General features: G+C 60.5%; 14 protein-coding genes. 7 read left to right on the forward strand and 7 right to left on the reverse strand.

Features of this window, described 5'->3' with window-relative positions; genetic code table 11:
• Positions 1-219: 219 nt before the first annotated feature.
• Positions 220-1,641 (reverse strand): argininosuccinate synthase, encoded by a 1,422-nt coding sequence (gene argG / locus FW756_RS00320; protein ID WP_446428191.1) that lies wholly within the window; start codon positions 1,639-1,641, stop codon positions 220-222.
• 99 nt (positions 1,642-1,740) lie between these two features.
• Here argG and hrpA point away from each other — a divergent pair, with 99 nt between their 5' ends.
• The 4 genes from hrpA to FW756_RS00340 all read left to right on the forward strand — a co-directional run bounded on the left by hrpA (position 1,741) and on the right by FW756_RS00340 (position 10,383).
• Positions 1,741-5,661 (forward strand): ATP-dependent RNA helicase HrpA, encoded by a 3,921-nt coding sequence (hrpA, locus tag FW756_RS00325; protein WP_446428192.1) that lies wholly within the window; start codon positions 1,741-1,743, stop codon positions 5,659-5,661.
• A 38-nt stretch (positions 5,662-5,699) separates the two neighbouring features.
• Positions 5,700-6,938, forward strand: a complete 1,239-nt coding sequence (locus FW756_RS00330) for an MFS transporter (RefSeq protein WP_446428193.1) — start codon at positions 5,700-5,702, stop codon at positions 6,936-6,938.
• Between the two features lie 200 nt (positions 6,939-7,138).
• A complete protein-coding gene (locus FW756_RS00335) occupies positions 7,139-8,497 on the forward strand; it encodes an NAD-dependent succinate-semialdehyde dehydrogenase (RefSeq protein ID WP_446428194.1) in 1,359 nt (452 codons plus the stop codon).
• A 116-nt stretch (positions 8,498-8,613) separates the two neighbouring features.
• Complete coding sequence (locus FW756_RS00340) at positions 8,614-10,383, forward strand: thiamine pyrophosphate-binding protein (RefSeq protein ID WP_446428195.1); 1,770 nt, start codon at positions 8,614-8,616, stop codon at positions 10,381-10,383.
• 590 nt (positions 10,384-10,973) lie between these two features.
• Here FW756_RS00340 and FW756_RS00345 read toward each other — a convergent pair.
• Genes FW756_RS00345 through FW756_RS00365 form a run of 5 tightly spaced genes read right to left on the reverse strand, consistent with a single transcriptional unit; the run spans position 10,974 to position 17,852 of the window.
• Positions 10,974-12,632, reverse strand: coding sequence for a dipeptide ABC transporter ATP-binding protein (locus FW756_RS00345; protein WP_446428196.1), 1,659 nt, complete (start codon positions 12,630-12,632; stop codon positions 10,974-10,976).
• Positions 12,629-13,495, reverse strand: a complete 867-nt coding sequence (locus tag FW756_RS00350) for an ABC transporter permease (RefSeq protein ID WP_446428197.1) — start codon at positions 13,493-13,495, stop codon at positions 12,629-12,631. Before FW756_RS00350 ends, FW756_RS00345 begins: the two co-directional genes overlap by 4 nt.
• A complete protein-coding gene (locus FW756_RS00355) occupies positions 13,492-14,448 on the reverse strand; it encodes an ABC transporter permease (protein WP_446428198.1) in 957 nt (318 codons plus the stop codon). The genes FW756_RS00350 and FW756_RS00355 overlap by 4 nt, the downstream gene beginning before the upstream one ends.
• A gap of 12 nt (positions 14,449-14,460) precedes the next feature.
• On the reverse strand, positions 14,461-16,137 hold the full coding sequence (locus FW756_RS00360) for an ABC transporter substrate-binding protein (RefSeq protein WP_446428199.1): 1,677 nt from the start codon (positions 16,135-16,137) through the stop codon (positions 14,461-14,463).
• A 59-nt stretch (positions 16,138-16,196) separates the two neighbouring features.
• Complete coding sequence (locus tag FW756_RS00365) at positions 16,197-17,852, reverse strand: amidohydrolase (protein WP_446428200.1); 1,656 nt, start codon at positions 17,850-17,852, stop codon at positions 16,197-16,199.
• A 150-nt stretch (positions 17,853-18,002) separates the two neighbouring features.
• Between FW756_RS00365 and FW756_RS00370 the strand changes: the two genes are divergently transcribed.
• Entirely contained in the window at positions 18,003-18,698 is a 696-nt protein-coding gene (locus FW756_RS00370; protein WP_446428201.1) for a TetR/AcrR family transcriptional regulator, read from the forward strand.
• A 72-nt stretch (positions 18,699-18,770) separates the two neighbouring features.
• Here the strand turns inward: FW756_RS00370 and FW756_RS00375 are convergent, their stop codons facing one another.
• Complete coding sequence (locus FW756_RS00375) at positions 18,771-20,825, reverse strand: DEAD/DEAH box helicase (RefSeq protein ID WP_446428202.1); 2,055 nt, start codon at positions 20,823-20,825, stop codon at positions 18,771-18,773.
• 200 nt (positions 20,826-21,025) lie between these two features.
• On the opposite strand from FW756_RS00375, the gene hutU reads away from it, so the two are divergent.
• Positions 21,026-22,723 (forward strand): urocanate hydratase, encoded by a 1,698-nt coding sequence (gene hutU, locus FW756_RS00380; RefSeq protein ID WP_446428203.1) that lies wholly within the window; start codon positions 21,026-21,028, stop codon positions 22,721-22,723.
• An 18-nt stretch (positions 22,724-22,741) separates the two neighbouring features.
• On the forward strand, positions 22,742-23,953 hold the full coding sequence (hutI, locus tag FW756_RS00385; protein ID WP_446428204.1) for an imidazolonepropionase: 1,212 nt from the start codon (positions 22,742-22,744) through the stop codon (positions 23,951-23,953).
• Positions 23,954-23,962: the final 9 nt, after the last annotated feature.

Below are 23,962 nucleotides of genomic sequence, written 5' to 3' on the forward strand. Positions count from 1 at the left end.
CTGCACGGAGCGCACATCTGATCCTCGGAGCACGTCGAGTACTCGGAGCACGTCGGATCCTCGACTGGAATGAGTGAACCCCTCGAAAACGACCGCTTCTGCCGAAAAGACACGTTTCAGCTGATGGAAACTATCTCGTTCGGGAGAACGGCCCGTTTTCGAGGGGTTTACTCACACATGGAGCTCAGTGAAGCCTGCCTACTGGCGGGCTTCAACTACTTAGTCTGTGCCGGTGTCGAATGCCGCCGAAAGCCCAAGCTCGTCGGCGTCCTGGTCGATGCCACCAACTGCGTTTGCGATCTCCGATGCTCCGCCAGCCTCAAGCTTGCCAACGAGTGCCGCGGTTGCTCCACCAACAAGGCCGAGCGCCGCGTACTGCTCGAGGCGCTGACGCGAGTCAGCGATATCGAGGTTACGCATGGTGAGCTGGCCGATGCGGTCCTGAGGACCGAATGCCGCACCAACCGTACGCTCCATCGAAAGCTTTTCGGGGTGGTAGCTCAGGTTCGGGCCCTCAGTGTTGAGGATCGTGTAGTCGTCACCACGGCGGAGGCGGAGAGTAACCTCACCGGTCACAGCCGAGCCAACCCAGCGCTGCAGTGCCTCGCGGAGCATGAGCGACTCGGGGTCGAGCCAACGGCCCTCGTACATGAGGCGGCCAAGCTTGCGACCGTCGTTGTGGTACGAAGCGAGGGTGTTCTCGTTGTGGATCGCGTTGACGAGGCGTTCGTAGGTAATGTGCAAGAGTGCCATACCGGGAGCCTCGTAGATGCCACGTGACTTCGCCTCGATGATACGGTTCTCGATCTGATCCGAGATACCGAGACCGTGACGGCCACCGATAGCGTTTGCCTCGTACACGAGCGCTACGGGATCGTCGTACTCAACACCGTTGATCGCAACCGGGCGACCAGCTTCGAATCGAACTGAGACCTCTTCAGTCGCAACCTCGACGTCTTCACGCCATGCTGCAACACCCATGATGGGCTCGACAATGTCCAAGCCGTTGTTGAGGAACTCAAGGTGCTTTGCCTCGTGGCTTGCGCCCCAGATATTCGCGTCGGTTGAGTATGCCTTCTCAGTGGAGTCACGGTACGGGTAACCATTCGCAACGAGCCACTCGCTCATCTCTGCACGGCCGCCGAGTTCTTCAACGAACTGGCTGTCCAGCCAAGGCTTGTAGATACGCAGGCTCGGGTTTGCCATGAGACCGTAGCGGTAGAAGCGCTCGATATCGTTGCCCTTGTAGGTTGAACCGTCGCCCCAGATATCGACGCTGTCTTCCTTCATTGCGCGCACAAGCAGCGTGCCAGTAACGGCACGACCGAGCGGCGTAGTGTTGAAGTAGGTCTTGCCGCCAGAACGCACGTTGAATGCACCGGTCTGGAGTGCTACAAAGCCCTCTTCAACGAGCGCACGCTTTGCGTCAACGTGTCGGGCAATCTCTGCACCGTACTCCTTGGCGCGCGCTGCAACGCCATCAAGATCGGGCTCGTCATACTGACCAATGTCAGCGGTGTAGGTGCAGGGGATCGCGCCGTTTTCGCGCATCCATGCAACCGCACACGATGTATCGAGACCACCGGAGAAGGCGATGCCGACGCGCTCGCCTACGGGAAGAGATGAAAGAACCTTGGACATGAAACCTATCCTATTGGATTCCTCAGGACCTCTTTGCGCCTCTCTGTAATATTTGTGCCCCTCCGCGATCGCACGACACCTGGGATAATGGTCGATGTCATGACACTTCCCGCGCCTCGCATTGAGTTTCCATCCGAGCTTCCCGTATCGCAGATGCGAGACGAGATCGCCGACGCCATTCGCGACCACCAGGTCGTCATTGTCGCTGGCGAGACCGGTTCAGGGAAGACCACACAGCTTCCGAAGATTGCACTTTCGCTCGGACGTGACCGCATTGCCCACACCCAGCCTCGACGAATCGCAGCACGCACCATCGCTGAGCGCATTGCAGAAGAACTTGGCTCCGATCTTGGCGGCCTCGTCGGCTATCAGGTCCGCTTTACAGATCAGGTGTCAGCCGACACCAAGATTCGTCTCATGACCGACGGCATCTTGCTGAATGCAATCCACCGTGATCGAGACCTCAAAGCGTACGACACGATCATCATTGATGAGGCTCATGAGCGCTCACTGAATATCGACTTTCTCCTCGGGTATTTGAAGACGCTGCTCCCCCGTCGCCCCGATCTGAAAGTCATCATCACCTCGGCAACGATTGATCCTGAGTCGTTTGCGAAGCACTTCGCAGATGTCAAGACCGGCGAACCCGCGCCAATTATTGAGGTCTCTGGTCGTACTTTTCCAGTCGAATTGCGGTACCGCCCGCTGGTCGAGAAGATCGAACGCCCAAATCCAAAGGGCGGCGCTCCCACGGTCGTCACCGTTGAACGCGACATGTTTGACGCAATTGGCGACGCCGTTGACGAGCTCAGCAAAGAAGCACCCGGCGACGTCCTTGTCTTCCTCTCCGGTGAAGCTGAGATCCGCGATGCCAGTGACGCTCTTCGCGGTCGAATCGGCAACAATCGCGCCCGGCCGAGTGAAATTCTCCCCCTATATGGCCGACTATCTGCAGCAGAGCAGCACCGCGTCTTCGAGCGGGGGCAAGGCGGCACTCGCCGCATTGTGCTCGCGACCAACGTCGCAGAAACCTCGCTCACGGTTCCCGGTATCCGCTATGTCATCGATGCGGGTACCGCGCGTATCTCCCGGTATTCCGCGCGCAGCAAGGTCCAGCGCCTCCCGATCGAGGCGATCTCGCAGGCGAGCGCAAACCAGCGATCCGGACGTTCGGGCCGTACGAGCGCTGGTATTGCGATCCGCCTGTATGCAGAGGAAGACTTCCTCGGACGTCCTGAGTACACCGAGCCAGAGATCCGCCGTACCGGTCTTGCATCGGTCATTCTGCAGATGTTGTCGCTTGGTCTCGGTGATATTGCGAAATTCCCATTCCTGACTCCGCCAGACCAGCGCGGCATTGCCGACGGTCTTGGCCTCCTTGCCGAGCTTGGTGCGGTTGAAGCGATCGGCAAGGGCGCGCGAGGACGCGGACGCGGTGGCGCCTCACACAAGATCACACACATCGGCCGCGAACTCTCACGTCTTCCTATTGAGCCGCGGTTTGCTCGAATGGTAGTTGAGGCCCGCAAGCACGAGGTAGTTCCTGCTGTCCTTGCGATTGTCGCCGGGCTTACTATTCAAGATGTACGGGAGCGACCACAGGAACAGCGTGGCAAGGCCGACGAGTTGCACGGTCGCTTCGCGGATCCGCAGGGCGACCTCATGACGCTCTTGAACGTATGGAATTACCTTCTCGAACAGCAGGAAAAGCTGTCCTCAAGCGCTTTCCGGCGCCTGTGTAAAGCTGAGTTCTTCAACTTCCTGCGCGTTCGCGAGTGGATGGACCTGTATCGTCAGATCGCCCGAATTGCTGGCGTCCCGCGAGGCAAGCTCTCGCCCGCTGCGCAGACCGAGGGCGGATCAGGAGAGGCAATCCACCGTTCTGTCCTTGCCGGTCTGCTTTCACAGCTCGGCGTACGAGACGACAAACAGGATCGCAGCGTTCCAGGCCGCGGCAGGAATGTCGCAGGCACAGGGAAACGCAAGCCCGCGCAGGAGTACCTCGGCTCACGTGGCACGAAGTTTGTGCTCTACCCGGGTTCGGTGCTCGCGAAGAACCCACCAGAGGTCATCATGAGCGTCGAACTCGTCGAGACTTCACGCTTGTTTGCGCGCTCAAACGCAGTCGTCGACCCCGCATGGGCAGAGGAACTTGCTGGACCACTGGCCAAGCGAAGCCTGTCAGAGCCGCACTGGGAGAAAAACCAGGGCGCAGCAGTCGCATACGAACGCGTCACCCTCTTTGGCGTACCGATTGTGGATCGTCGCCGCGTCCAGCTGGCTCGATTCGACCAGGAACACGCGCGTGAACTCTTCATTCGACACGCCCTCGTCGAAGGCGAGTGGGACTCCCCCCAGGCGTTTGACCGCGCAAACCGACAGCTGCGCCGTGAACTTGAGCAGCTCGAGGAGCGCTCACGACGCCGCGACATCGTCACCGATGACGAAACCATCTTTGAGTTCTATGACTCCCGTGTCCCTGCTGACGTCACGTCAACCCGCAGTTTTGAGGGGTGGTGGAAGAAGAAACGGGCAACCGACCCGAACTTCCTCCACCTGCGCCGTGAAGATCTCGTTGAGGATGACGCAGAGGATGTCGACGAAACCGAGTTCCCGCGCCAATGGCGTCACGGCGACCAGACACTCAAGCTCAAGTACCGCTTTGATCCGACTGCCGATGATGACGGCGTGACGGTGAATGTGCCACTACCGCTCCTGCCACGTCTCGACGGCGAGGATTTCGAGAAGCTCGTACCTGGGCTCCGGCATGAACTTGTCACCGCGCTCATCAAAACGCTCCCGAAGGGGATCCGCCGCCACGTCGTACCAGCAGCCGACTGGGCTCGGACCCTGCTCGAATCTGTCGGCCCCAAGCTTGATCGCGGTGAGGGATCACTCACGCAGCTCCTCGCCGACGAGATTCGCCGACGCGCGAGTATGCAGGTGTCGCCGACAGACTTCGATACCGATCGTCTCCCCGCGCACCTCACCCCCACGTTCCGAGTTATCGATGGACGTGGTCGCACCATTGGCTCCGGCAAAAACCTTGCTGAACTCAAGGCAGCTCACAAGCAGCAAGCAACGCAGGGAGTTGCCAAAGTTGCGGCAGCAGCGATGCCAACGAGCTCACTCGATAAGCGTGGGGCGACGACCTGGGACTTTGGCGACCTCCCAAAGTACGTCGATACTGGGTTCGCCAAGGGGCGCGGATCAGGCGCAGGCGTTGTCAGGGCCTACCCCGCAATCGTTGACCGCAAATCGAGCGTCGATCTCGGTCTCGTTGCTGACGAGTCGGAGCAGCTGCGACTCTCACGTCGCGGAATTCGCCGTCTACTCGTACTCAGCTCACCGTCACCAGCAAGCTACGTTCGCGATCATCTCTCGAACCAGGAGAAGCTTCTGCTCGGCGCAGGGCCCTACCGCACACTCGACGCAGCAATCGCCGATGTTTCACTCGCGGTTGCTGACCGTGTGATCCGCCGTCATTGTCCAGATGGCCTTGTCTGGCGAGCAGCCGACTTCGACGCAATTGCAAATGACTACGCACGCAGTTTGCTCGACGAGATCTATGGCGCGATCGCGCTGACTGCCCGGGTACTTGACGGCGCTCGTCTCGCACGAAAGGCGATCGACAGCGCAAAGTCAATTCAGGTGCTGAGCCAGGTTGCCGACGCAGCAAAGCAAGTCGATGCGCTTGTCTATGATGGCTTCGTCTCGCAGACCGGCCTCACGCAGCTGGAACGCTTGCCAGTGTATTTGGAGGGCGTGCAAATTCGCATGCAGGGACTTCGTGAGAATCCGGGTCGAGATCGAAGCTGGCAAAACGACGTGGATCGGGCACTGGCAATGTTCTCCGAGGCCGGCGGAACGCTCCCTCTCAATCCAGGGGCACTCCCCCAAATTGTGCACACTCGCTGGTTGATCGAAGAACTCAGAATTAGCCTTTTCGCTCAGCAACTTCGCACTTCTGAGTCAGTTTCGCTACAGCGCATCAGAAAGGTGCTCAACGAATCGGCATAGTGGCGTAAATTGCTGCCACGGAGCTATAGAATTCTCTGATGGGCATCTATCGCGATCTCGGACGCAATCCGGGAGTCTTCCGTGTGATCGTTTCCCAGCTCACCGCGAGGTTCCCTTTCGGAATGCTGTCGATCATCATGCTGCTGCATGTGCAGCAGATGTATGGTGACTACACGTCTGCGGGCATCGTGTTGGCTGCGCAGAGCGTGGGGCAGGCCGTTTCTGGTCCGCTCGCGAGCCGACTCATGGGTCGACTGGGCATGCGTCAGGTACTGAGCGTCACCTCAATACTCTGCGCAACGGTGCTCGTCATCATTGCTTTCGTGCATTTGCCGCTGTTGGTGCTTACCGCGCTCGCGATTCTCGCAGGCCTGTTCACGCCACCGGTGACCCCTGCAGTACGCACGATCTACCCCAAGCTCGTGCCGAACAATCAGATCGCTGGCTTGTTCTCACTCGACGCAGCAGCACAAGAACTGATCTGGGTACTTGGTCCAGTCGTTGCTGTACTCATTACTTCCCAGTTCGGAACCACGATCGGCCTCTGCACTGCTGCTGCCTTTATGGTGGTCGGCGGGGCATGGTTCATCTTGAGCCCAGCACTCGGCACGGTGAAGCTGCCGCGTGCGCGGCGCGGATTTGGCGCAGTGTTGCGTCGTCCAACCGTGGTCATTACCACGGTGATTGGCTTCTTCTTTGTCGCGTCATTCGCAGCGATCGAAGCAGGCATTATCGCGGCATTCACCGACCCCAGCGAAGGCGGCGCACACGGCAGCAGCTTCGAATCTGGCGTTGTGCTCGCGTGCTTCGCTGGCGGCTCGCTCGTGGGTGGCCTGCTCTTCGGACATCGCCAGATGCGCCCGTGGTCAATGCTGCTCCGTATCTCAATCGTGCTGACTGGCACCCTGGCGTGCCTCATCAGCCAAGAGATGTGGTTCTTGTGCGTCGTCCTGTTCCTTGGCGGCATGGGCACCGCGCCCGTGTTCGCAGCCATTTCCAGCATCATTGGCTCGACCGTCAAATTCTCAGAAACCGCTGAGGCTTACGGTTGGGTTGGTACCGGACAGCTCGTTGGTGTCGCCATTGGATCTGCCCTCGCAGGTATGGCCATCGATCTCAGCGGCGCACCTGGCGCAATTATGGTCTCAGGAGGACTTCTCCTGATCAGCGCCATCCTTGCTGCCGCAACAATGAAGTGGATTCCCGACATGCTCGGCAAGGACATCGAGCCGCCTGCAGAGACCGGAACACTCACCATTCCAATCCCCCTGAATTAGGCCTGATGGCGATCAAATCATCAGATTTGGTCGCCATCTTCGGATTCAGTTGTAAAACGTCATCGTTTCGACTGATAACATCCAGTCACAAGCTTGATCCTCCCTGAAAAGGCAAGGCGCGGTGCCTGGCATCGCACTTCGAAGTATGGGAGACTTGCTTCACCGAAGCCACCGACGAGTCACTAAGGAGTGAGTCAAGTATGGGCACTTTTGCCGTCATTAACCCGGCCACGGGCGAAACCATTTCGGAATACCCAGAAGCAACCGCAGTCGAGATCGAGGCAGCTCTCGCCTCGGCACAGGACGCGTACCAGAACTGGGCACGCAAGACGACTGTTGCAGAACGTGCAGCACTCGCTAAGCGCGCAGCAGAACTGTTCGACGAGCGCAAGGACGAGCTCGGCGCAATCATCAACCGCGAGATGGGCAAGCCCCTCGAGCAGGCTGTTGGCGAGGCTGAGTTCTCGGGCGCAATCACCGCTGCATTCGCAGACAACGCAGAGGCATGGCTCGCTGACGAAGAGCTCCAGGTCGAAGACGGCCTGAAGACCTTCTTCCGATTCCAGGGCACCGGCGTCATCCTGGGCATCATGCCCTGGAACTACCCGTACTACCAGGTTGCGCGCTTCGCAGTGCCGAACCTGATCCTCGGCAACACCATCGTGCTCAAGCACGCGGCACAGTGCCCTGAGTCGGCTCTCGCGCTCGAGCAGCTCTTCCTTGACGCTGGTTTCCCTAAGGGCGCATACGTCAACGTATTCGCTACCCACGACCAGATCGCTGACATCATTGCAGACGATCGCGTGCAGGGCATTTCGCTGACCGGCTCGGAGCGCGCTGGCGCAATCGTTGCTGAGCAGGCAGGCCGCGAGCTCAAGAAGTGTGTTCTCGAGCTCGGTGGTTCGGACGTCTTCCTCGTTCTCGACACCGATGATCTCGATCACGCAGTTGAGCACGCAGTTGGTGGCCGCATGGAGAACACCGGCCAGGCATGCAACGGCTCGAAGCGTATCGTCGTCATGGACAAGTACTTCGACGAGTTCACCGAGAAGTTCAAGGCTGCAATCGCAGGCCAGTCTTACTCGGCAGGCGACTTCGGTCCCATGTCGTCGGCAGCTGCAACCAAGGGTCTCACCGCACAGGTTCAGGGCGCAATCGACCAGGGTGCAGAAGTACTCGTTGGCGACAACACCCCCGAGGGCAACGTCTACACCCCGACCGTTCTCACCAACATCACTCCCGCGATGGACGTGTACAGCCAGGAGCTCTTCGGCCCAGTTGCACAGCTCTACCGCGTATCGAGCGATGCTGAGGCAATCGAGCTCGCGAACTCGTCGCCTTACGGCCTCGGTTCGGTCATCATCTGTGATGACCTCGACCGCGCTGAGCAGGTTGGTAACCAGCTCGATGTAGGCATGGTCTTCATCGGCGGTGCAGGCCTCGAGGGTGCAGATGTTCCCTTCGGTGGCGTCAAGAAGTCGGGCTACGGCCGCGAGCTTGGCCGCGTTGGCATGCTTGAGTTTGCAAACAAGAAGCTCTTCCGCTTCGCAGCAAAGTAAGCGTATTACCGCATAGCGAGGAGGGGCTCGAGATCCACTACGGATTTTGAGCTCCTCCTACGCATATCCCCCCTCGTTGCATCTTGCAACGCCCCACTGCTTCACAAAGGATGACGATGACGCATTCCTCTTCAGTTTCCCTCTCCAACGCCCTCGCGGCCGCTCTTGCGCGGCATGCTGGACGCAGCTTTGGCCTCATGGGGAACGGCAACGCTCATCTCATCCAGGGTCTGGTTGACCTCGGTGTTCCATACACAGCTGTCAGGCATGAAGCCGGCGCCGTTGCCGCTGCAGACGCCTTCACACGTATCAGTGGGCGGCTCGCAATTGCGACAACCGCGTATGGACCGAGCTTCACCAATGCTCTTACGCCGCTCGCAGAGGCCGCACACGCGCGCACGCCACTCCTCATGGTCGTAGGCGATGCGCCAACCGACGGGCGTCGACCTTGGGACGTCGACCAGGAGATGTTGGCAGCTGCTCTGGGCGTGCGCACGTATGAGGTCACCGTTCGCGGGATCGACGAGGTCGTTGATCGCGCAGTGTCTTACGCGTTGCGTGCGCGTCGACCAGTCGTGCTCGCTGTACCGTGTGACCTGGTTACCGCTCCGACCAGGAGCGCAACGGGTCCTGTCGACATTCAGCGCACCCCGTCTGAAGCCATTGACGCAAACGACCCTGCAGTACTCGCGACCTTGCTCGCATCAGTTGCTGCCGCCCCGACGAAGCCATCTGTCTCAACAGTGCCAACGAAAATCGCGCCAACCAAGCTGCAGATTGACAATGCTGTCGCCGTGCTGCTTTCAGCAGAGCGACCACTCGTGCTCGCTGGCCACGGCGCAGTACTCGCCTGCGCACAGCAGGAGCTCGGCGTGATCGCGGACCGCCTTGGCGCACTCACCGCAACGACCGCACTCGCTCGAAACGTCTTCCCCCGCCCAGAGTTCGACCTCGGTGTCTCGGGCGGCTTCGCTCAGCCTGCAGCCGGAGAGTACATTGCGGCTGCGGATGTTGTTCTCATTGTCGGCGCAAGCTTTGAACGGGTCTCCGCACGCTTCCGATCGATCTTTGGCGCCGACACCAAAATCATCCGCGTCGATGAGCAGCAGCTCGAAGCTCCCCCTGGCGTACACGAGCAGCGACACATCATGCTGCAGGGCGATGCCAAGGCCACCCTGCAGACACTCACGGGAGCCTACGCGACCGCTGGTGGCCGCTCCACGTCGTGGCGTGAGCAAGTGGAAGGACTCGAGCCTGGCGGTGTACTCCGGGTTCGTGAGAACGGCCTCGAAGAACACCCCGATGGTATCTGCGCTGACGGAAAGCTCGATCCGCGCACCGTTGCGGCTCGTATCGGCGAGATCCTTCCTGAAGACATCCACATCACCGTCGATGGCAACCGTTCATCGACCTGGCCAAATATGTACTGGCCGGTACGAGCACCCGAACGACTCACGATGGTCGGCTCGTCGTTCCACACGATTGGTCTCGGCATCTCGACGATTGCGGGTGTGGCGGCTGCCGCGCCAGGCACAACAACCGTATTGAGCACCGGTGACGGCGGCGGCCTCATGGCGCTCGCAGACCTCGAGACTGCCGTGCGCAACTCCCAGAGCTCGATCATTGTGGTCTGGAACGACGGCGCGTATGGCGCCGAGGTTGCGCACTATGGTGCCCTCGGTCTCGATGAGGCACCGATGCTCATTCCAGATGTTGATTTCGCGAGCATTGCAACCGCGTTCGGCGCGCGTGGTGTCACGGTGCGAACCATGCTTGATCTGACTGCTCTTGAACACTGGATCGCCGCCGGTGCGGCTGGCACGATTCTCCTGGATTGCCGCATCTCACGCGGCATCGTTCCCCAGTCACGGTTTACTGCGCTGTAGCGCTGTAGTTTCTGCGGCCGGGGCTGGGCCTGGTGGCTGGGGCTGGTCTGGCCTGGTCCTTGGGCTGGCCCTGCCTTGGGCTGGCCCTGCCTTGGGCTGGGGCTGGCCTGGTCTTAGGCTGGCCTTGGGCTGGTCTTGCCCATGGCCTGGTTGGTTGAGTCTGGTCCTGGTCGGGCGAGCGGTCAGTTCGCCGGAGTTTGCGCACCGCGGATCCGCCCAACCCGCTCAAAAGGGGCGTTTCTTACACAGGTGGCACTTTCTGTCGCATGAAAGTGCCACCTGTGTAAGAAAGACCCTGTTTCGCCGTGGTGAGGGCTGCGCTCGGCGTACCGTTCAGCCAGAATGACTCAACGCCGCGACATTCCTCGTCATTTCACGTGCGCCTATGGGTAAGCCTGCCTCCGGCTTCATACAACGCCTGGGCATTGCATCTGTCATCGTTCAATGCTCAATGAGTTACCCAATGTTCAGCACGAACCCTTTGGCCACCCACGAGTTCTCCATGTGTAGCCTTCAGCCCAGCCCGGTGGACCTTGGCCAGCGCTGGCCAGCCCGGCGGCCCCAGCCCAGCGCTGCCCAGCCCAGCCTCATCACTCTTCCCACACCGGCTGCGGCACCGAGGCGAGCAGTGACCGCGTGTATTCGTGCTGTGGTGCCGTGAGAATTCCCTCCGTCGCACCATATTCAACAATTTCACCGCGCCGCATGACCACAGTTTCGTCGCATACACGTCGCACCACCCCAAGGTCGTGGCTGATGAACAGAATCGTGAGTCCGCGTTCCTCCCGCACGCGTGCGAGCAGATCCAGCACTTGTGCCTGTACCGACACATCGAGCGCGCTCGTTGCCTCGTCGAGAACGAGTACATCTGGATCGATGGCAATTGCACGCGCAATGGCGACGCGTTGGCGTTGTCCGCCGGAAAGCGTCCGCGGGTGAGCCGACGCGAATTCTTCGCCAAGCCCAACAGAGTCAAGCAGCTCAATGGCGCGAGCGCGAGCGGCAGCGCCCTTCACCCCGGTATGGAGGGTGATCGCGTCTTCGACCGCTCGGCCAGCCGGGATCCGCGGATCAAGCGACAAGTACGGATCTTGGAACACCATCTGCGCGCTCCGCGCCCGTTGCAGCCGCTCTTGCCGGTTGCGAGGCACCGCCATGCGTGATGCGCCTGCGATCCGGAGTTCACCACCGTCAGGTTGTTCGAGCCCAATGATCATTCTGGCAAGCGTGGACTTGCCAGAACCTGACTCCCCCACGACGCCAAGTGAGCCACCGCGTGGGATCGAGATTGACGCTTCGGCAACCGCGACTACTGGTGCCTTTCCGCGAGGAAAGTAGGTCTTCGTGAGCTTGTCTGCGAACACCATTGCTTCGTCATCGGCGGCGGCCCGTTCGAGACCAACGTTCGGTTCTCCACCAACGCCCGGTACTCGATCGGCAGCCCTCCGGGTTGAGTCTGGCAACCCAGCAGGGTCGACGGCGATGCTCGGTGTCGCAGCGATCAAACGTTTCGTGTACTCCGTCGTGGGACTGAGGAAGATGTGGCGTGCGGTCCCGCGCTCCTCGATCCGCCCCTTTTGCATGACCGTCACCCGATCACAAATGGAGGCAGCGAGGTTGAGGTCGTGTGTGATGAAGAGCATCCCCATCCCCCGCGCATCACGCTGCTCACGCAGTACCTGAATGATCTCGGCTTGGGTCGTCACATCAAGGGCAGTTGTCGGCTCGTCACAGATCAGCAGCTTCGGCGAACTCGTGAGCGCGCCCGCAATCATCACGCGCTGCAGCATGCCGCCAGAGAACTCGTGCGGATACTGAGAGAGATGTTCCGCCGGCCTGGGTAAGCGCACAGCTTGCAGCAGCTCGATCGCTTGCGCACGCGCGGCTGCGGCCGATACACCTTGGCACAGCCGTAGAGATTCGGTCATGAAGTCGCCGATCGTGCGCATGGGGTTGATCCCCGAGCGCGGATCTTGAAACACCATCGATGCGCTGTGTCTGCGCACGTCAAGCAGAGTCGAACGTGACGATCCGAGCACCTCGTGGTCATCGATCCGCACACTCCCGCTGAGACGCGCGTTCTGCGGAAGCAATCCAAGCACGGAACGAGCGGTGAGTGATTTCCCCGAGCCTGACTCTCCGACAAGTCCGACGGTCTCACCGGGCGCCACAGAGATTGAAATGTCATCAAGCAGGCGCTTGCCGTTTGGCAGGTCGAGCGTGAGCTCTGAGATTTCGAGTAGGGTCATGCGACTACACCTCCTCCGATACGTTCGGAAAGTTCTTCACCAATAACGTTGACTGCGACCACAACAAGCACCACCGCAATCGCGGGAACGATCGCGGGAAGGAAGTGCCCGCCCACAATTCCGGCCTGTGCCTCGTTGATCATCGCGCCCCAGTCAGACATCGGTGCTTGTACGCCGAGACCGAGGAACGAAAGCCCGGCAAGTTCCGCAAGCACGTACCCAAAGTTCAAGGTCGACTGGGCACCGACGATTGGGGTGATGTTTGGGAGTACCCTGCGCAACGCGATCCACGCACCGCCGAAGCCAGCGACGCGATACGCAGCCACGTAGGGACGGTGGCGTTCTGCGGTGATCAGCGAACGTGTCAGCCGAGCAACGTACGGAATGTACGCGATCACCATGGCGATCACTGGCGCGACGAATCCTTTACCAAACAAGGCCACAGCCATGATTGCGATGAGGAGCGCTGGGAAGGCGAAGATCACATCGAAGATGCGACCAAGCACTGCGTCAACCCAACCTCCGCGCCAGCCTGCAAGCAGGCCGAGCAAGATTCCAAAGATCGTCGAGAAAATAACGACGAGGAGTGGACCGAGCAGAGCAGTTCGCGCACCAAACACGAGACGACTGAGCATGTCACGACCGAGCCCATCGGTTCCGAGCCAGTGTGCGGCTGTCGGCCCTGAATAAAAGGCGAGGAAGTCGACGGCATCAGGATCATACGGAGCCACAAGCGGCGCAAAGATCGCTGCGAGCGTGAAGATGCCGAGAACTGCAACGCTACCGGTAAAGAGCCAGTTCGCACGACGTGCACGCGGGGCGCGCATCACACGAACGGCCGTTGTTGCATTGGGAACGGTCATCGTGCATCAGCTCCCGCCGCAGCTCGAGGGTCAATGAGGGGCTCGCAGAGGTCGACAACAGCGTTCACGACCACAAACGCAGTCACGACAAAGAGCGTGATCGCCTGCACGACCGGGAAATCAAGTCGATCGACCGACTGGACGAGCAGCGAGCCGAGCCCGGCAATACCAAATGCGGTCTCGACAATTGTGCTGGCAACCAGCAGTCCGGCGACGAGCAGGCCGCTCACCGTCACGATCGGTCCGATGGAGTTTCTGAACACATGGCGGCGGATCACGACGCCCCGTGTCAGACCGCGACTCGTTGCGACCTCGACGTGTTCTTTCCCAACCTGCTCGATCATTGAGGATCGCGTGACCTTGCCAACGAGCACCACAAAGGTGATCGCGAGCGCGAGGGAGGGCAGAATGAGGTGATAGATCGTGTCCCAGAACCCGGTTCCAGACCCAAATGTTGGGAACCAACCGAGCGTCACCGCGAAGACGGCAATGAGCACGATCGAACCGACGAACGATGGGATCGCGCCAAGTACTGTCAGGAAGATCAGCGTTGCGCGATCCGCAAACTTTCCCTTGTTCAGGGCCGCGATGATTCCGGCGGTAATGCCGATCAGGGCGATCATGATCGCTGACATCGCGACGAGACCGAGGGTGACCGGGAGCCTGTCACCGACAACGACTGCAACGTCCTGACGGAACTGCAGAGACCGTCCGAAGTCTCCTCTGAACATTCCAAACACCCAGTTGAGGTACTGCTGCCACGGTGGCAGATTCAAGCCGAACTGTTCGGTCACCGCGGCAACCGCTTCTGGGCTGGGTTTACGTCCGCGGAGGAGGAAGCGAACCGGGTCACCCGGCACGAGAAATCTCGAGAAAAAGACCAAGAGCGACGCGAGAAAGAGCGTCAAGAGCAACGCCCCGAGTTTCGAGGCGATGCGGCGTGCGTATGCCATGCGTCTTCCTCGTTACCGTGCGCCGAGCGTTGCCGCCCAGGGGTAGTACAGGAAGTTGATCGACGGCGAGAGCCCGGTGACGCGTTCGCCCATGTACATGGCGTTGGGCACTTCGACGAGTGGCAGCCACGGTAGCTCAGCGTTTGCCAGCTGCTGCATATCAGCGTTCACCTCGCTGCGCTCGGCTGCATCCATCGTCGAAATCGACGTCTTGACCAGAGCATCAAATTCTGGATTAGACCAGTTGCCATAGTTGCTGAACTCGTCAGTGCGGAGGATGCCGTACATTTCGAAGGGGTCCGGGCTCGAGAGATACCAGTTCGTATAGAACAGATCCACGCCCTCACGTGCCGCTGGGTCAGCGAACAACGTGGTGTACGCTGCAGGCGTCACGGTCTCGATCTTGGCGTTGAGCCCGATCGACTTTGCCGCCGCGACGGTGGCCTGCGAGATCACCGTGAACTCCTGGCTAATTGGCGCACTCACAATGGTGAGCTCTGCACCAGCAAAACCGGCGTCTGCAACCAGCTGCTTTGCAGCTTCGGGGTCAAAATCATACGACTCGATGTCGGTAAAGGCGCGTTCCTTGGCAGCCGGATCTGCGTCGGCCCACACCGATTCCGTGGTGTAGACGTCAGTCACTTTGCCAACCCCGCTGTAGGCAGCGTCGAGGATGCCCTGACGATCAAGCGCCATGAGCAATGCTTTGCGCACGTTCACATCTCCGAGCGGCCCGTCGAGGTTTGAGACCACCATGTTGGCAACTGAGGTGTTCAGCCCGAAGAGCACATCGCCTGAGCCTTTTGCCTGCAATTCGCGGATCGAGTCCATCGGCAGGAGCCAAGTCCCGTCAACGTCTCCCGCCTTCAACGCGTTCGTGCGCGCGTTCGCGTCACCCATGAAAACAAACTCGAATGTCTCCGACTTCGCTTTCAGCTCGTCGTTCCAGTAGTCGTCAAACCGGCTGAGCGTGATCTTCTCACCCGACTTCCAGCTGTCAAACTTGAACGGGCCGGTGCAGTTCACGCCGCCAGACGAGTTACCGTAGTCGCTGCCAAGCTCGGCAAGCGTTGCTGCAGACTCCACGACGCCGGCTGATCCGCCCATGCCCAGATTGAACTGAGAATCGGGAATCGAGGTGGTGACCGTTACTTCCCAGTCTCCAGTTTTCTCAATCGAGGTGACGTACTGGTACACGCTGAACCACGACGAGCCGACCTCGGGGTCAAGGTGGCGTGACATCGTCGCCACAACATCGTCTGCGGTCATCTCGCTGCCATCATGGAATTTCACGCCCTGACGAATCTGATACACCCACTTGGTCGGTTCGGGGTTGGCATATGACTCGGCAAGGCCAGGCGACAGCGTGAAGTCAGCGTTGAGGCGAAGCAGTGATTCACACACATTTGCCAGAACCTGGTTATCTGCGTAGTCAAATGCGTATGCATTGTCGAGCGAGAACGGCTCGGCATAGCTCGCCCATGTGATCTTGCCGATGTCACCAGATGGCGCGGCAGTCTGATCAGTGATCTTCCATTCGATCGCTTCTCCGCTGCCGCCACCGGCTCCTGAGCCAGCGCACGCGGTGAGTGCGACAACCGTGAGCGCAGCGCCAAACACTGCTGCGCCTCGACGTACAACATTCCTCTGGGTATCGCGAGACCCGCGAGACCGACGTAATTGAGACATTGTTTTCTCCTTCGAAAACGCGGCACTGCAGTGTGCCGAAGTACAAGGGTTGGTGACCGTTAGGAGCCGCGGGTGTACACCCGTGAGCCCTCGATCCAGGTTTGCGCGACAGCCGCGTGTGCGAGATCTTCCGGCGCGAGTGCGAACGGATTGGGTTCGATCACCACGAGATTGGCGAGGTAGCCTTCCCGAATCCAGCCGGTGTCATGGTCACGGTGGTTCACGTACGCGGTGCCGGAAGTGTAGGCCGCGAATGCAGTTGACAGGTTCAGGCGTTGTTCTTCGCCGCCGAGCGGGCCAGCATGAGTTTCTGGGCCGACACGGGTCACACCGATGTGGATCGCGGCAAGCGGATCCGCCGTCGAGACCGGCCAATCACTCCCCGCAGCAATCCGTGCCCCGTCTCGCACCAGGTCACCGAACGGATACTGTCGGGTCGCGGCGCGCGCACTCATGAATGGGAGTGTCAGGGTGTCGAGCTGTTCCTCATGAGTTGCCCACAGCATTTGCAGGTTTGCTACCGCGTCAATCTCGGCGAAGCGCCCAGTGTCTTCAGCAGCAACCACCTGCAGATGGGCAAGATGATGGCGTCCATCACTCGGTCCGTTTGCGTTACGAGCAGCCTCAACGGCGTCGAGGGCGCTGCGCACCGCACGGTCACCGAGAGCGTGGAAGTGCACTTGCATCCCTGCCGCATCGATCTGCCGCACTGCCTCGTTCAAGATCTCAGGTTCGATGAATTCAATGCCGTGATTGCAAGTGTGCTCGCCCTGCGCATCAAGGTAGGGGTCGAGCATGGCAGCAGTGAAGTTTTCTGCAACGCCATCGACCATCATCTTCACGGTGCCAAGCTGAAAACGGTCTGCCGTCCCACTCGACAGGCGTGCGTCGCGGCGGGCAATGATCGCGGGGATCTGTTCCAGCCCCCGGTCGCGCTCCCACCACTGCGATCCGGTCACGTGTACGCGCAGCGTTCCCTCATCGACAGCACGTTCGTAGGCCTCAAGCGTGCCGGTACCTGGACCATCTGCTCCGACCCATGCGTCCTGCCACCCCGTCACACCCTGCGCAATGAGCAGCGACTGAGCGTGCATGAGTCCGCGATAGGTCAACTCAGGTGTTGGGACTGGCTTCACCTCGTCGAAGAGGTTCATCGCGCCTTCATGGAAGGTGCCAGCTGGGAAGCCTTCCGCGTCCCGCTCCATCCGCCCGTCTTCCGGGTCAACCGAGTCAGCCGAGAGCCCGGCGAGCTCGATCGCGCGGGTGTTTGCCCAGGCACTGTGATGGTCACGGCTCGACAGGACAACGGGACGATCACCTACGACCGCGTCAATGAGGTCACGCGTCGGTGCGCCACCGACAAAATGATCCATGGACCAACCGCCTCCGAGGATCCATTCCTCATCAGGATTCGCAGCCGCATATGCAGCGATGGTGCGCACCGCGTCTTCAGCGCTTTCCGCTGCAGTGAGATCGCACTGCAACGCTTCAACGCCACCACCAATTGGGTGAATATGCGCGTCCTGGAAGCCAGGCGAGAGAAGCGCACCCGCAAGATCAACCGTGGTGGTCGTGGGACCGCACAGACGTTCGGCCTCGCTCGCGGCGACAACCGCGGTGATACGACCATCGGTCACGCCGACTGCGAGATCCGTGCGCGGATCGCCTTCGCCAACAAAGACGGCTCCGCCAGTGAACAGAACATCAACGTTCATGCTTCCTCTTTCGACTCTGAAAACAGGTTGTTTCGGAGCCTATTCGTGAAACCAAGACTTTGTCAAAGGCTTTGACAACATTTCTGACATTGGTAGGTTTAGGGAGCACACGCCAGATGCCCTACGCTGGCAGAGAGACAAAGGGGTGACATGAAGACCGCAAATCGAACCGCGCGCACCGGGCCTCGCAAGGTGCGCCTCGATACACAGAAAATCATCGCTGCGGGCCTCAAGGTCGCAGCTGAGCACCCCAGCTCAGCATTTTCAGCCAAGCTTCTCGGTGTCGAACTCGGCGTCGATCCGTCTGCGGTCTATCGTCATTTCCGAAGCAAGAGTCACCTGATGGAGGCCCTGCTCGATGAGCTCCACGCCCGGGCGCTGCACGGCATTACCGCTTCACACGATGACTGGAGAGGGCGGATCCAAGGGCTCGCAGACGGGACCCTCCGCGAGTACTGCGCTCACCCATCCATCGCTGCAGAGGCGATGACACTTACTACCCACGGTCCTGGCGAGTTGGGAGCCATGGAGCTGCTCCTCAGCTCGCTCACCACCTGCGGTCTTGACGAAGCTGGCGTCCTCCAGCATTACTCACTCATTTCCGCGTACACGCTCTCAATGTCGTCGGGCATCGCGCGAGCGCGCGCGGAGGACGGCGAGCCGGCTGGCGAGCAACGCGGCCCGGAACGCTGGGTCGAAGGACCGCTGCACGTCGATCCGCGCACATACCCGCAGATTGCCCACTATTCTTCGAGGCTTGTCGAGCTCGACGACCACGCAATCTACCTGGCAGGCATGAATGCCCTGCTCGATGCGGCCGAGCGCGACGCACACAAGACCCGGTAAACACCAGCGGCGGGGAGCCGAAGCTCACCCGCCGCCTATGCTATCAACGCCTATGAGGCATTGGGGAACGTCTTACCAACGTGGCTTGCGCTTGCCGTCTGCACGGCCCTCGCCGAAGTCACGACCGCCACCACGGTTGTCGCGATCCCAGCCGCCACCGCGGTTATCACGGTCGCCGCCACGGAAGCCGCCGCGGTCATTGCGATCGCCGCCACGGTATCCACCGCGGTCACCGCCGCGATCGTTGCGATCGCCACCACGGTATCCACCGCGGTCACCGCGGTCGCCACCACGGTCACCACGGTAACCACCGCGGTCGCCGCCACGATCACCGCGGTACCCACCGCGATCGTTACGCTCACGGTCGCTGCGGAAGTCCCAACCCTTGCCACGGGGGCTGGGGCCGGTGTCTTCGGTGATCTCGATGGCCTTGCCACCGATCTTCGTTGACTTGAGTGATTCAAGTGCGCTTGCCGACAGCGTCGCGGGAAGCTCGACGAGCGAGAAATCGTCACGAACCTGGATACGACCGAAGTCGTCGCGGCTCAGACCGCCCTCATTCGCAATAGCACCAACGATCTGGCCAGGCTGTACGCGCTGACGACGGCCGACCTCAATGCGGTAGGTCTTGAGATCGTCACGACGCTGGCGAGGACCACGGTCCTGACGCGGTGCACGGTTGTCATCGCGGCCCGAGTCTTCGAGGAAGCGGCTGGCCTGCTTGCGGTCACGATCGAATTTCGCGTCGTCTGCCTCGGTAAGGAGGAGTGGGGTGTCACCCTGGGCGACAATTGCGAGTGCAGCAGCAACGTCTGCTTCTGCAACATCGTGGTTGCGAACGTAGTGATCGATAATCTCACGGAAGCGGCTAATGCGAGCAGTCTCACCAAGTGCGGTCGTGATCTCGTCATCGAAGCGGGTCAGACGCGTAGCGTTGACCTCTTCAATGCGGGGAAGCGGCATCTGGGTGAGCGGCTGCTTCGTAGCGCGCTCGATCGCCTTCAGCATGCGCTGCTCACGAGGAGTAACGAAGCTGATCGCGTCACCGGTACGGCCCGCACGACCGGTACGGCCGATACGGTGCACGTATGACTCGGTGTCAATCGGCAGGTCGTAGTTGATGACGTGGCTGATGCGCTCAACGTCAAGACCACGAGCAGCAACGTCGGTCGCAACAAGAATGTCGAGCTTGCCATCCTTGAGCGCCTGCACAGTGCGCTCACGCTGAGCCTGCTGAATGTCACCGTTGATGGCCGCTGCTGAGTACCCGCGAGCGCGCAGCTTTTCAGCAACCTGCTCCGAGTCACCACGGGTACGGGTGAAGACGATGAGGCCGTCGAAGTTCTCAACCTCAAGCACGCGGGTCAGCGCGTCAAGCTTCTGCATGTACGACACAACGGTGTACCGCTGCGTGATGTTCGAGCTTGTCTGGGTCTTGCCAGCAATCTTGACCTCTTGCGGGTCATTCAAGTACTGCTGCGAGATACGGCGGATCTGCGAAGGCATGGTCGCCGAGAACAGTGCAACCTGCTTCTCGTCAGGGGTGTCAGCAAGGATCGTCTCGACGTCCTCAGCGAAGCCCATCTTGAGCATCTCATCGGCCTCGTCAAGCACGAGGTACTTGATCTGCGAGAGGTCAAGCGATCCGCGCTTCATGTGGTCCATGACACGGCCGGGAGTACCCACGACGATGTCAACGCCACGGCGCAGTGCCGAAAGCTGCTGGCCATATGCCTGGCCGCCGTATACGGGAAGGAGCTTCACCTCGGGGAGATGAGTTGCGTAGCTTTCGAACGCCTCACATACCTGGAGCGCAAGCTCACGGGTCGGCGCAAGAACAATCGCCTGCGGCGCGCCAGCGCCGGGCTTAATGCGGGAAAGGATGGGGAGCGCGAATGCAGCGGTCTTGCCAGTACCAGTCTGGGCAAGTCCAACAACATCGCGTCCTTCAAGGAGCACTGGAATCGTCGCGGCCTGAATTGCGGAGGGAGTCTCGTATCCCACCTCGGTAATGGCCTGCAGAACAGAGGGCTCAAGGCCCAGATCTGCGAAGGTCGTGCGCTCGCTCTCGGGGGCAGCAGCAGTTTCGCCGGCTTCAGTCGCGGCGTTCTCAGAAGAGGTCATCATATTAGCTTACCGCGAAAAAATCGAGCATTCCGCATGTCAGTATTAAATTCGGCCACCTGTCAGGGAAAATTCGGTCCGAATTCAGATTCCACGGCGATTCGCGAGTCTGGGATTACAGACAACAGCCGCCTCTTCCCCGTTGTTTGGCGCACCTCGGCACGGTGTCATGGAAGCAGTCACATTCCTAGGAAAGGACCACCATGACACTCCCCGGCGCACGCTCAGTGAAGAGCCCGCGAGGTACCGACATCAGCGCGAAGAGCTGGCAAACAGAGGCTCCACTTCGCATGCTCATGAACAATCTTGATCCCGAGGTGGCAGAACGACCTGATGACCTTGTGGTCTACGGCGGCACCGGTCGTGCGGCCCGCAGCTGGGAGGCGTTCGACGCCATCGTCGAAACGCTCCGCGACCTCGAAGAAGACGAAACTCTTCTTGTTCAGTCAGGCAAACCGGTCGGCGTGTTCCGCACTAATGTGTGGGCACCCCGCGTCATCCTCGCGAATTCCAACTTGGTTGGCGACTGGGCGACCTGGCCCGAGTTCCGCAAGCTCGAGGCTGAAGGCCTCATGATGTACGGCCAGATGACCGCTGGGTCTTGGATCTACATTGGCACGCAGGGCATTCTGCAGGGCACATTCGAAACTTTCGCCGCGATTGCACGCAAGAAGTTCGGCGGCACCCTCGCTGGTACCATCACGCTCACCGGCGGATGCGGTGGCATGGGAGGCGCACAGCCGCTCTCCGTCACACTCAACGATGGCGCATGTCTGATCGTCGATGTCGACGAAACGCGCCTGCAGCGGCGTGCAGGCAAGCGCTACCTTGACGAGGTCGTCACTGATCTCGATGAAGCGCTCGCCAAGGTGCAGCAGGCAAAAGATGAGCAGCGCGGCTGGTCAGTAGGCCTCGTTGGGAACGCCGCCGAGGTCTTCCCGGAGATCCTCCGCCGTCATCGCGCGGGTGAGATCACCATTGATATTGTGACGGACCAGACTTCGGCACACGATCCGCTGTCATATCTGCCACTCGGGTATGACGTGGCAACCTGGCAAGCACGAGCTGCGGCAGATCCAGAGACCTTCACGCGAGACGCACAGGCTGCCATGGCAGCGCACGTTCGGGCAATGGTTGAATTCCAAGATGCGGGTTCCGAAGTATTCGATTACGGCAATTCCATCCGCGATGAGGCGCGCAAAGGCGGCTACGAGCGAGCGTTTGAATTCCCAGGTTTTGTTCCCGCGTACATCCGCCCATTGTTCTGCGAGGGCCTCGGCCCCTTCCGCTGGGCTGCACTCTCGGGAGACCCCGAAGATATTCGCGTGACCGATGAGGCTATCCTCGAGCTCTTCCCCGAAGACGAGCACCTGCACCGCTGGATCCGCGCCGCGCAAGAACGCGTCGAGTTCGAGGGACTTCCCGCGCGCATCTGCTGGCTCGGGTACGGCGACCGTGCGCGTGCGGCAGTTCGCTTTAACGAGCTCGTAGCAGAGGGCAAACTCAAGGCACCAATTGTCATCGGCCGTGACCATCTCGATTCAGGGTCCGTCGCCTCGCCCTATCGCGAAACTGAGGCGATGGCTGATGGCTCCGATGCGATTGCTGACTGGCCATTGCTCAACGCCCTCACTGCGACGTCCTCGGGCGCGACCTGGGTGTCGCTCCATCACGGTGGCGGCGTCGGCATCGGTCGTTCGATCCACTCGGGTCAGGTTTCGGTTGCTGATGGCACCGAGCTCGCCGCGCAAAAGCTCGAACGCCTCCTCACAAACGACCCCGGCATGGGAGTGATCCGCCACGTGGATGCTGGCTATCAGCGCGCAGTAGATGTCGCGCGTGAACGTGGAGTCAGGGTTCCCATGGAGCCAGTCATCCGCAACACTGATCAGAGCTGGTAACTCCCAGAAGAGGGCACAATGTCTGAATCCATCCTTATTACGAACATCAACGAGCTGACCACAAACGACGATTCGCACGGTGGCCGCCTCCAGAACGCGGCCATGGTCATCGAGGGCGATCGGATCGCCTGGACCGGTCACAGTTCACATGCGCCAGCTGCCGATACGAAGGTTGACGCAGCTGGTCGCGCCGTGCTGCCAGGCTGGGTGGATTCGCATACCCATATGGTCTTTGCAGGCGATCGAACGGCCGAGTTTGAAGCTCGAATGGCAGGTGAGTCTTACGCTGCGGGTGGCATCAACGTCACTGTCGATGCCACCCGCGCCGCAAGCGACGCCGAGCTGACAGCGAATCTCGGTCGTCTCGTCGACGAAGCGCGACGCGGCGGTACAACAACGATTGAGACAAAGACCGGCTATGGCCTCACTGTCGCTGATGAAACACGGTCTGCCCGCGTCGCACGCACGGTTGCCGATGCGGTGACCTTCTTGGGTGCGCACCTGGTGCCGGCGGGGGCGGATCCGCACGATTACCTCGATCTCGTCACCGGCGAAATGCTCACTGCGGTTGCTCCATACGTGAGCGCGGTCGACGTTTTTTGCGAGACCGGCGCATTTGACGGAGACGCTTCGAGACAGGTACTCGAAGCTGCACAAAGGCACGGCCTTGCGACGCGTGTTCACGGCAATCAACTCGGACATGGTCCCGGCGTGCAGCTTGCTGTCGAACACGGTTCACTCAGCGTTGATCACGTCGCGTTCCTCTCCCCCGCGGACATCGCTGCACTCGCGGACTCGTGGAGCGACGGTCAGCGAGGGACCGTCGCAACAGTGCTTCCCGCGTGCGATCTCTCAACGCGGATGCCGCTTACCCCCGCGCGTGAACTCGTTGACGCTGGCGCAGTCATTGCACTCGCTTCCAATTGCAACCCCGGCACTTCCTACACAAGCTCCATGGCATTCTGCGTGACCACCGCAGTACTCCAGATGCGCCTCAGCGTGCAGGAAGCAGTTCGCGCTGCAACACTCGGCGGCGCCATCGCGCTCGGCATGCACCGGGACGGCTGGGTCGACCCACGCGGCGTCGCACAGCCACGAGTCGGTGTTCTCGAGCCCGGGGCCCGAGCTGACGTGCACCTCATCAATGCTCCGTCAGTAACCCACCTTGCATATCGTCCTGGGATGCCCCTCACCGCTGGCGTCTGGCGGGCAGGCGAGCGGATCGTCTAAGCGAGATTG

The sequence above is a fragment of the Leucobacter sp. 1207-22 genome (assembly GCF_052850455.1).

What these genes read in the sequence shown, in the direction of transcription:
- FW756_RS00370 (WP_446428201.1), top strand. Translation starts at nt 18,003, where the DNA reads ATGAAGACCGCAAATCGAACCGCGCGCACCGGGCCTCGCAAGGTGCGC.
- argG (WP_446428191.1), bottom strand. Translation starts at nt 1,641, where the DNA reads ATGTCCAAGGTTCTTTCATCTCTTCCCGTAGGCGAGCGCGTCGGCATC.
- FW756_RS00365 (WP_446428200.1), bottom strand. Translation starts at nt 17,852, where the DNA reads ATGAACGTTGATGTTCTGTTCACTGGCGGAGCCGTCTTTGTTGGCGAA.
- FW756_RS00335 (WP_446428194.1), top strand. Translation starts at nt 7,139, where the DNA reads ATGGGCACTTTTGCCGTCATTAACCCGGCCACGGGCGAAACCATTTCG.
- FW756_RS00340 (WP_446428195.1), top strand. Translation starts at nt 8,614, where the DNA reads ATGACGCATTCCTCTTCAGTTTCCCTCTCCAACGCCCTCGCGGCCGCT.
- FW756_RS00345 (WP_446428196.1), bottom strand. Translation starts at nt 12,632, where the DNA reads ATGACCCTACTCGAAATCTCAGAGCTCACGCTCGACCTGCCAAACGGC.
- FW756_RS00355 (WP_446428198.1), bottom strand. Translation starts at nt 14,448, where the DNA reads ATGGCATACGCACGCCGCATCGCCTCGAAACTCGGGGCGTTGCTCTTG.
- FW756_RS00350 (WP_446428197.1), bottom strand. Translation starts at nt 13,495, where the DNA reads ATGACCGTTCCCAATGCAACAACGGCCGTTCGTGTGATGCGCGCCCCG.
- FW756_RS00375 (WP_446428202.1), bottom strand. Translation starts at nt 20,825, where the DNA reads ATGATGACCTCTTCTGAGAACGCCGCGACTGAAGCCGGCGAAACTGCT.
- hutU (WP_446428203.1), top strand. Translation starts at nt 21,026, where the DNA reads ATGACACTCCCCGGCGCACGCTCAGTGAAGAGCCCGCGAGGTACCGAC.
- hrpA (WP_446428192.1), top strand. Translation starts at nt 1,741, where the DNA reads ATGACACTTCCCGCGCCTCGCATTGAGTTTCCATCCGAGCTTCCCGTA.
- FW756_RS00360 (WP_446428199.1), bottom strand. Translation starts at nt 16,137, where the DNA reads ATGTCTCAATTACGTCGGTCTCGCGGGTCTCGCGATACCCAGAGGAAT.
- hutI (WP_446428204.1), top strand. Translation starts at nt 22,742, where the DNA reads ATGTCTGAATCCATCCTTATTACGAACATCAACGAGCTGACCACAAAC.
- FW756_RS00330 (WP_446428193.1), top strand. Translation starts at nt 5,700, where the DNA reads ATGGGCATCTATCGCGATCTCGGACGCAATCCGGGAGTCTTCCGTGTG.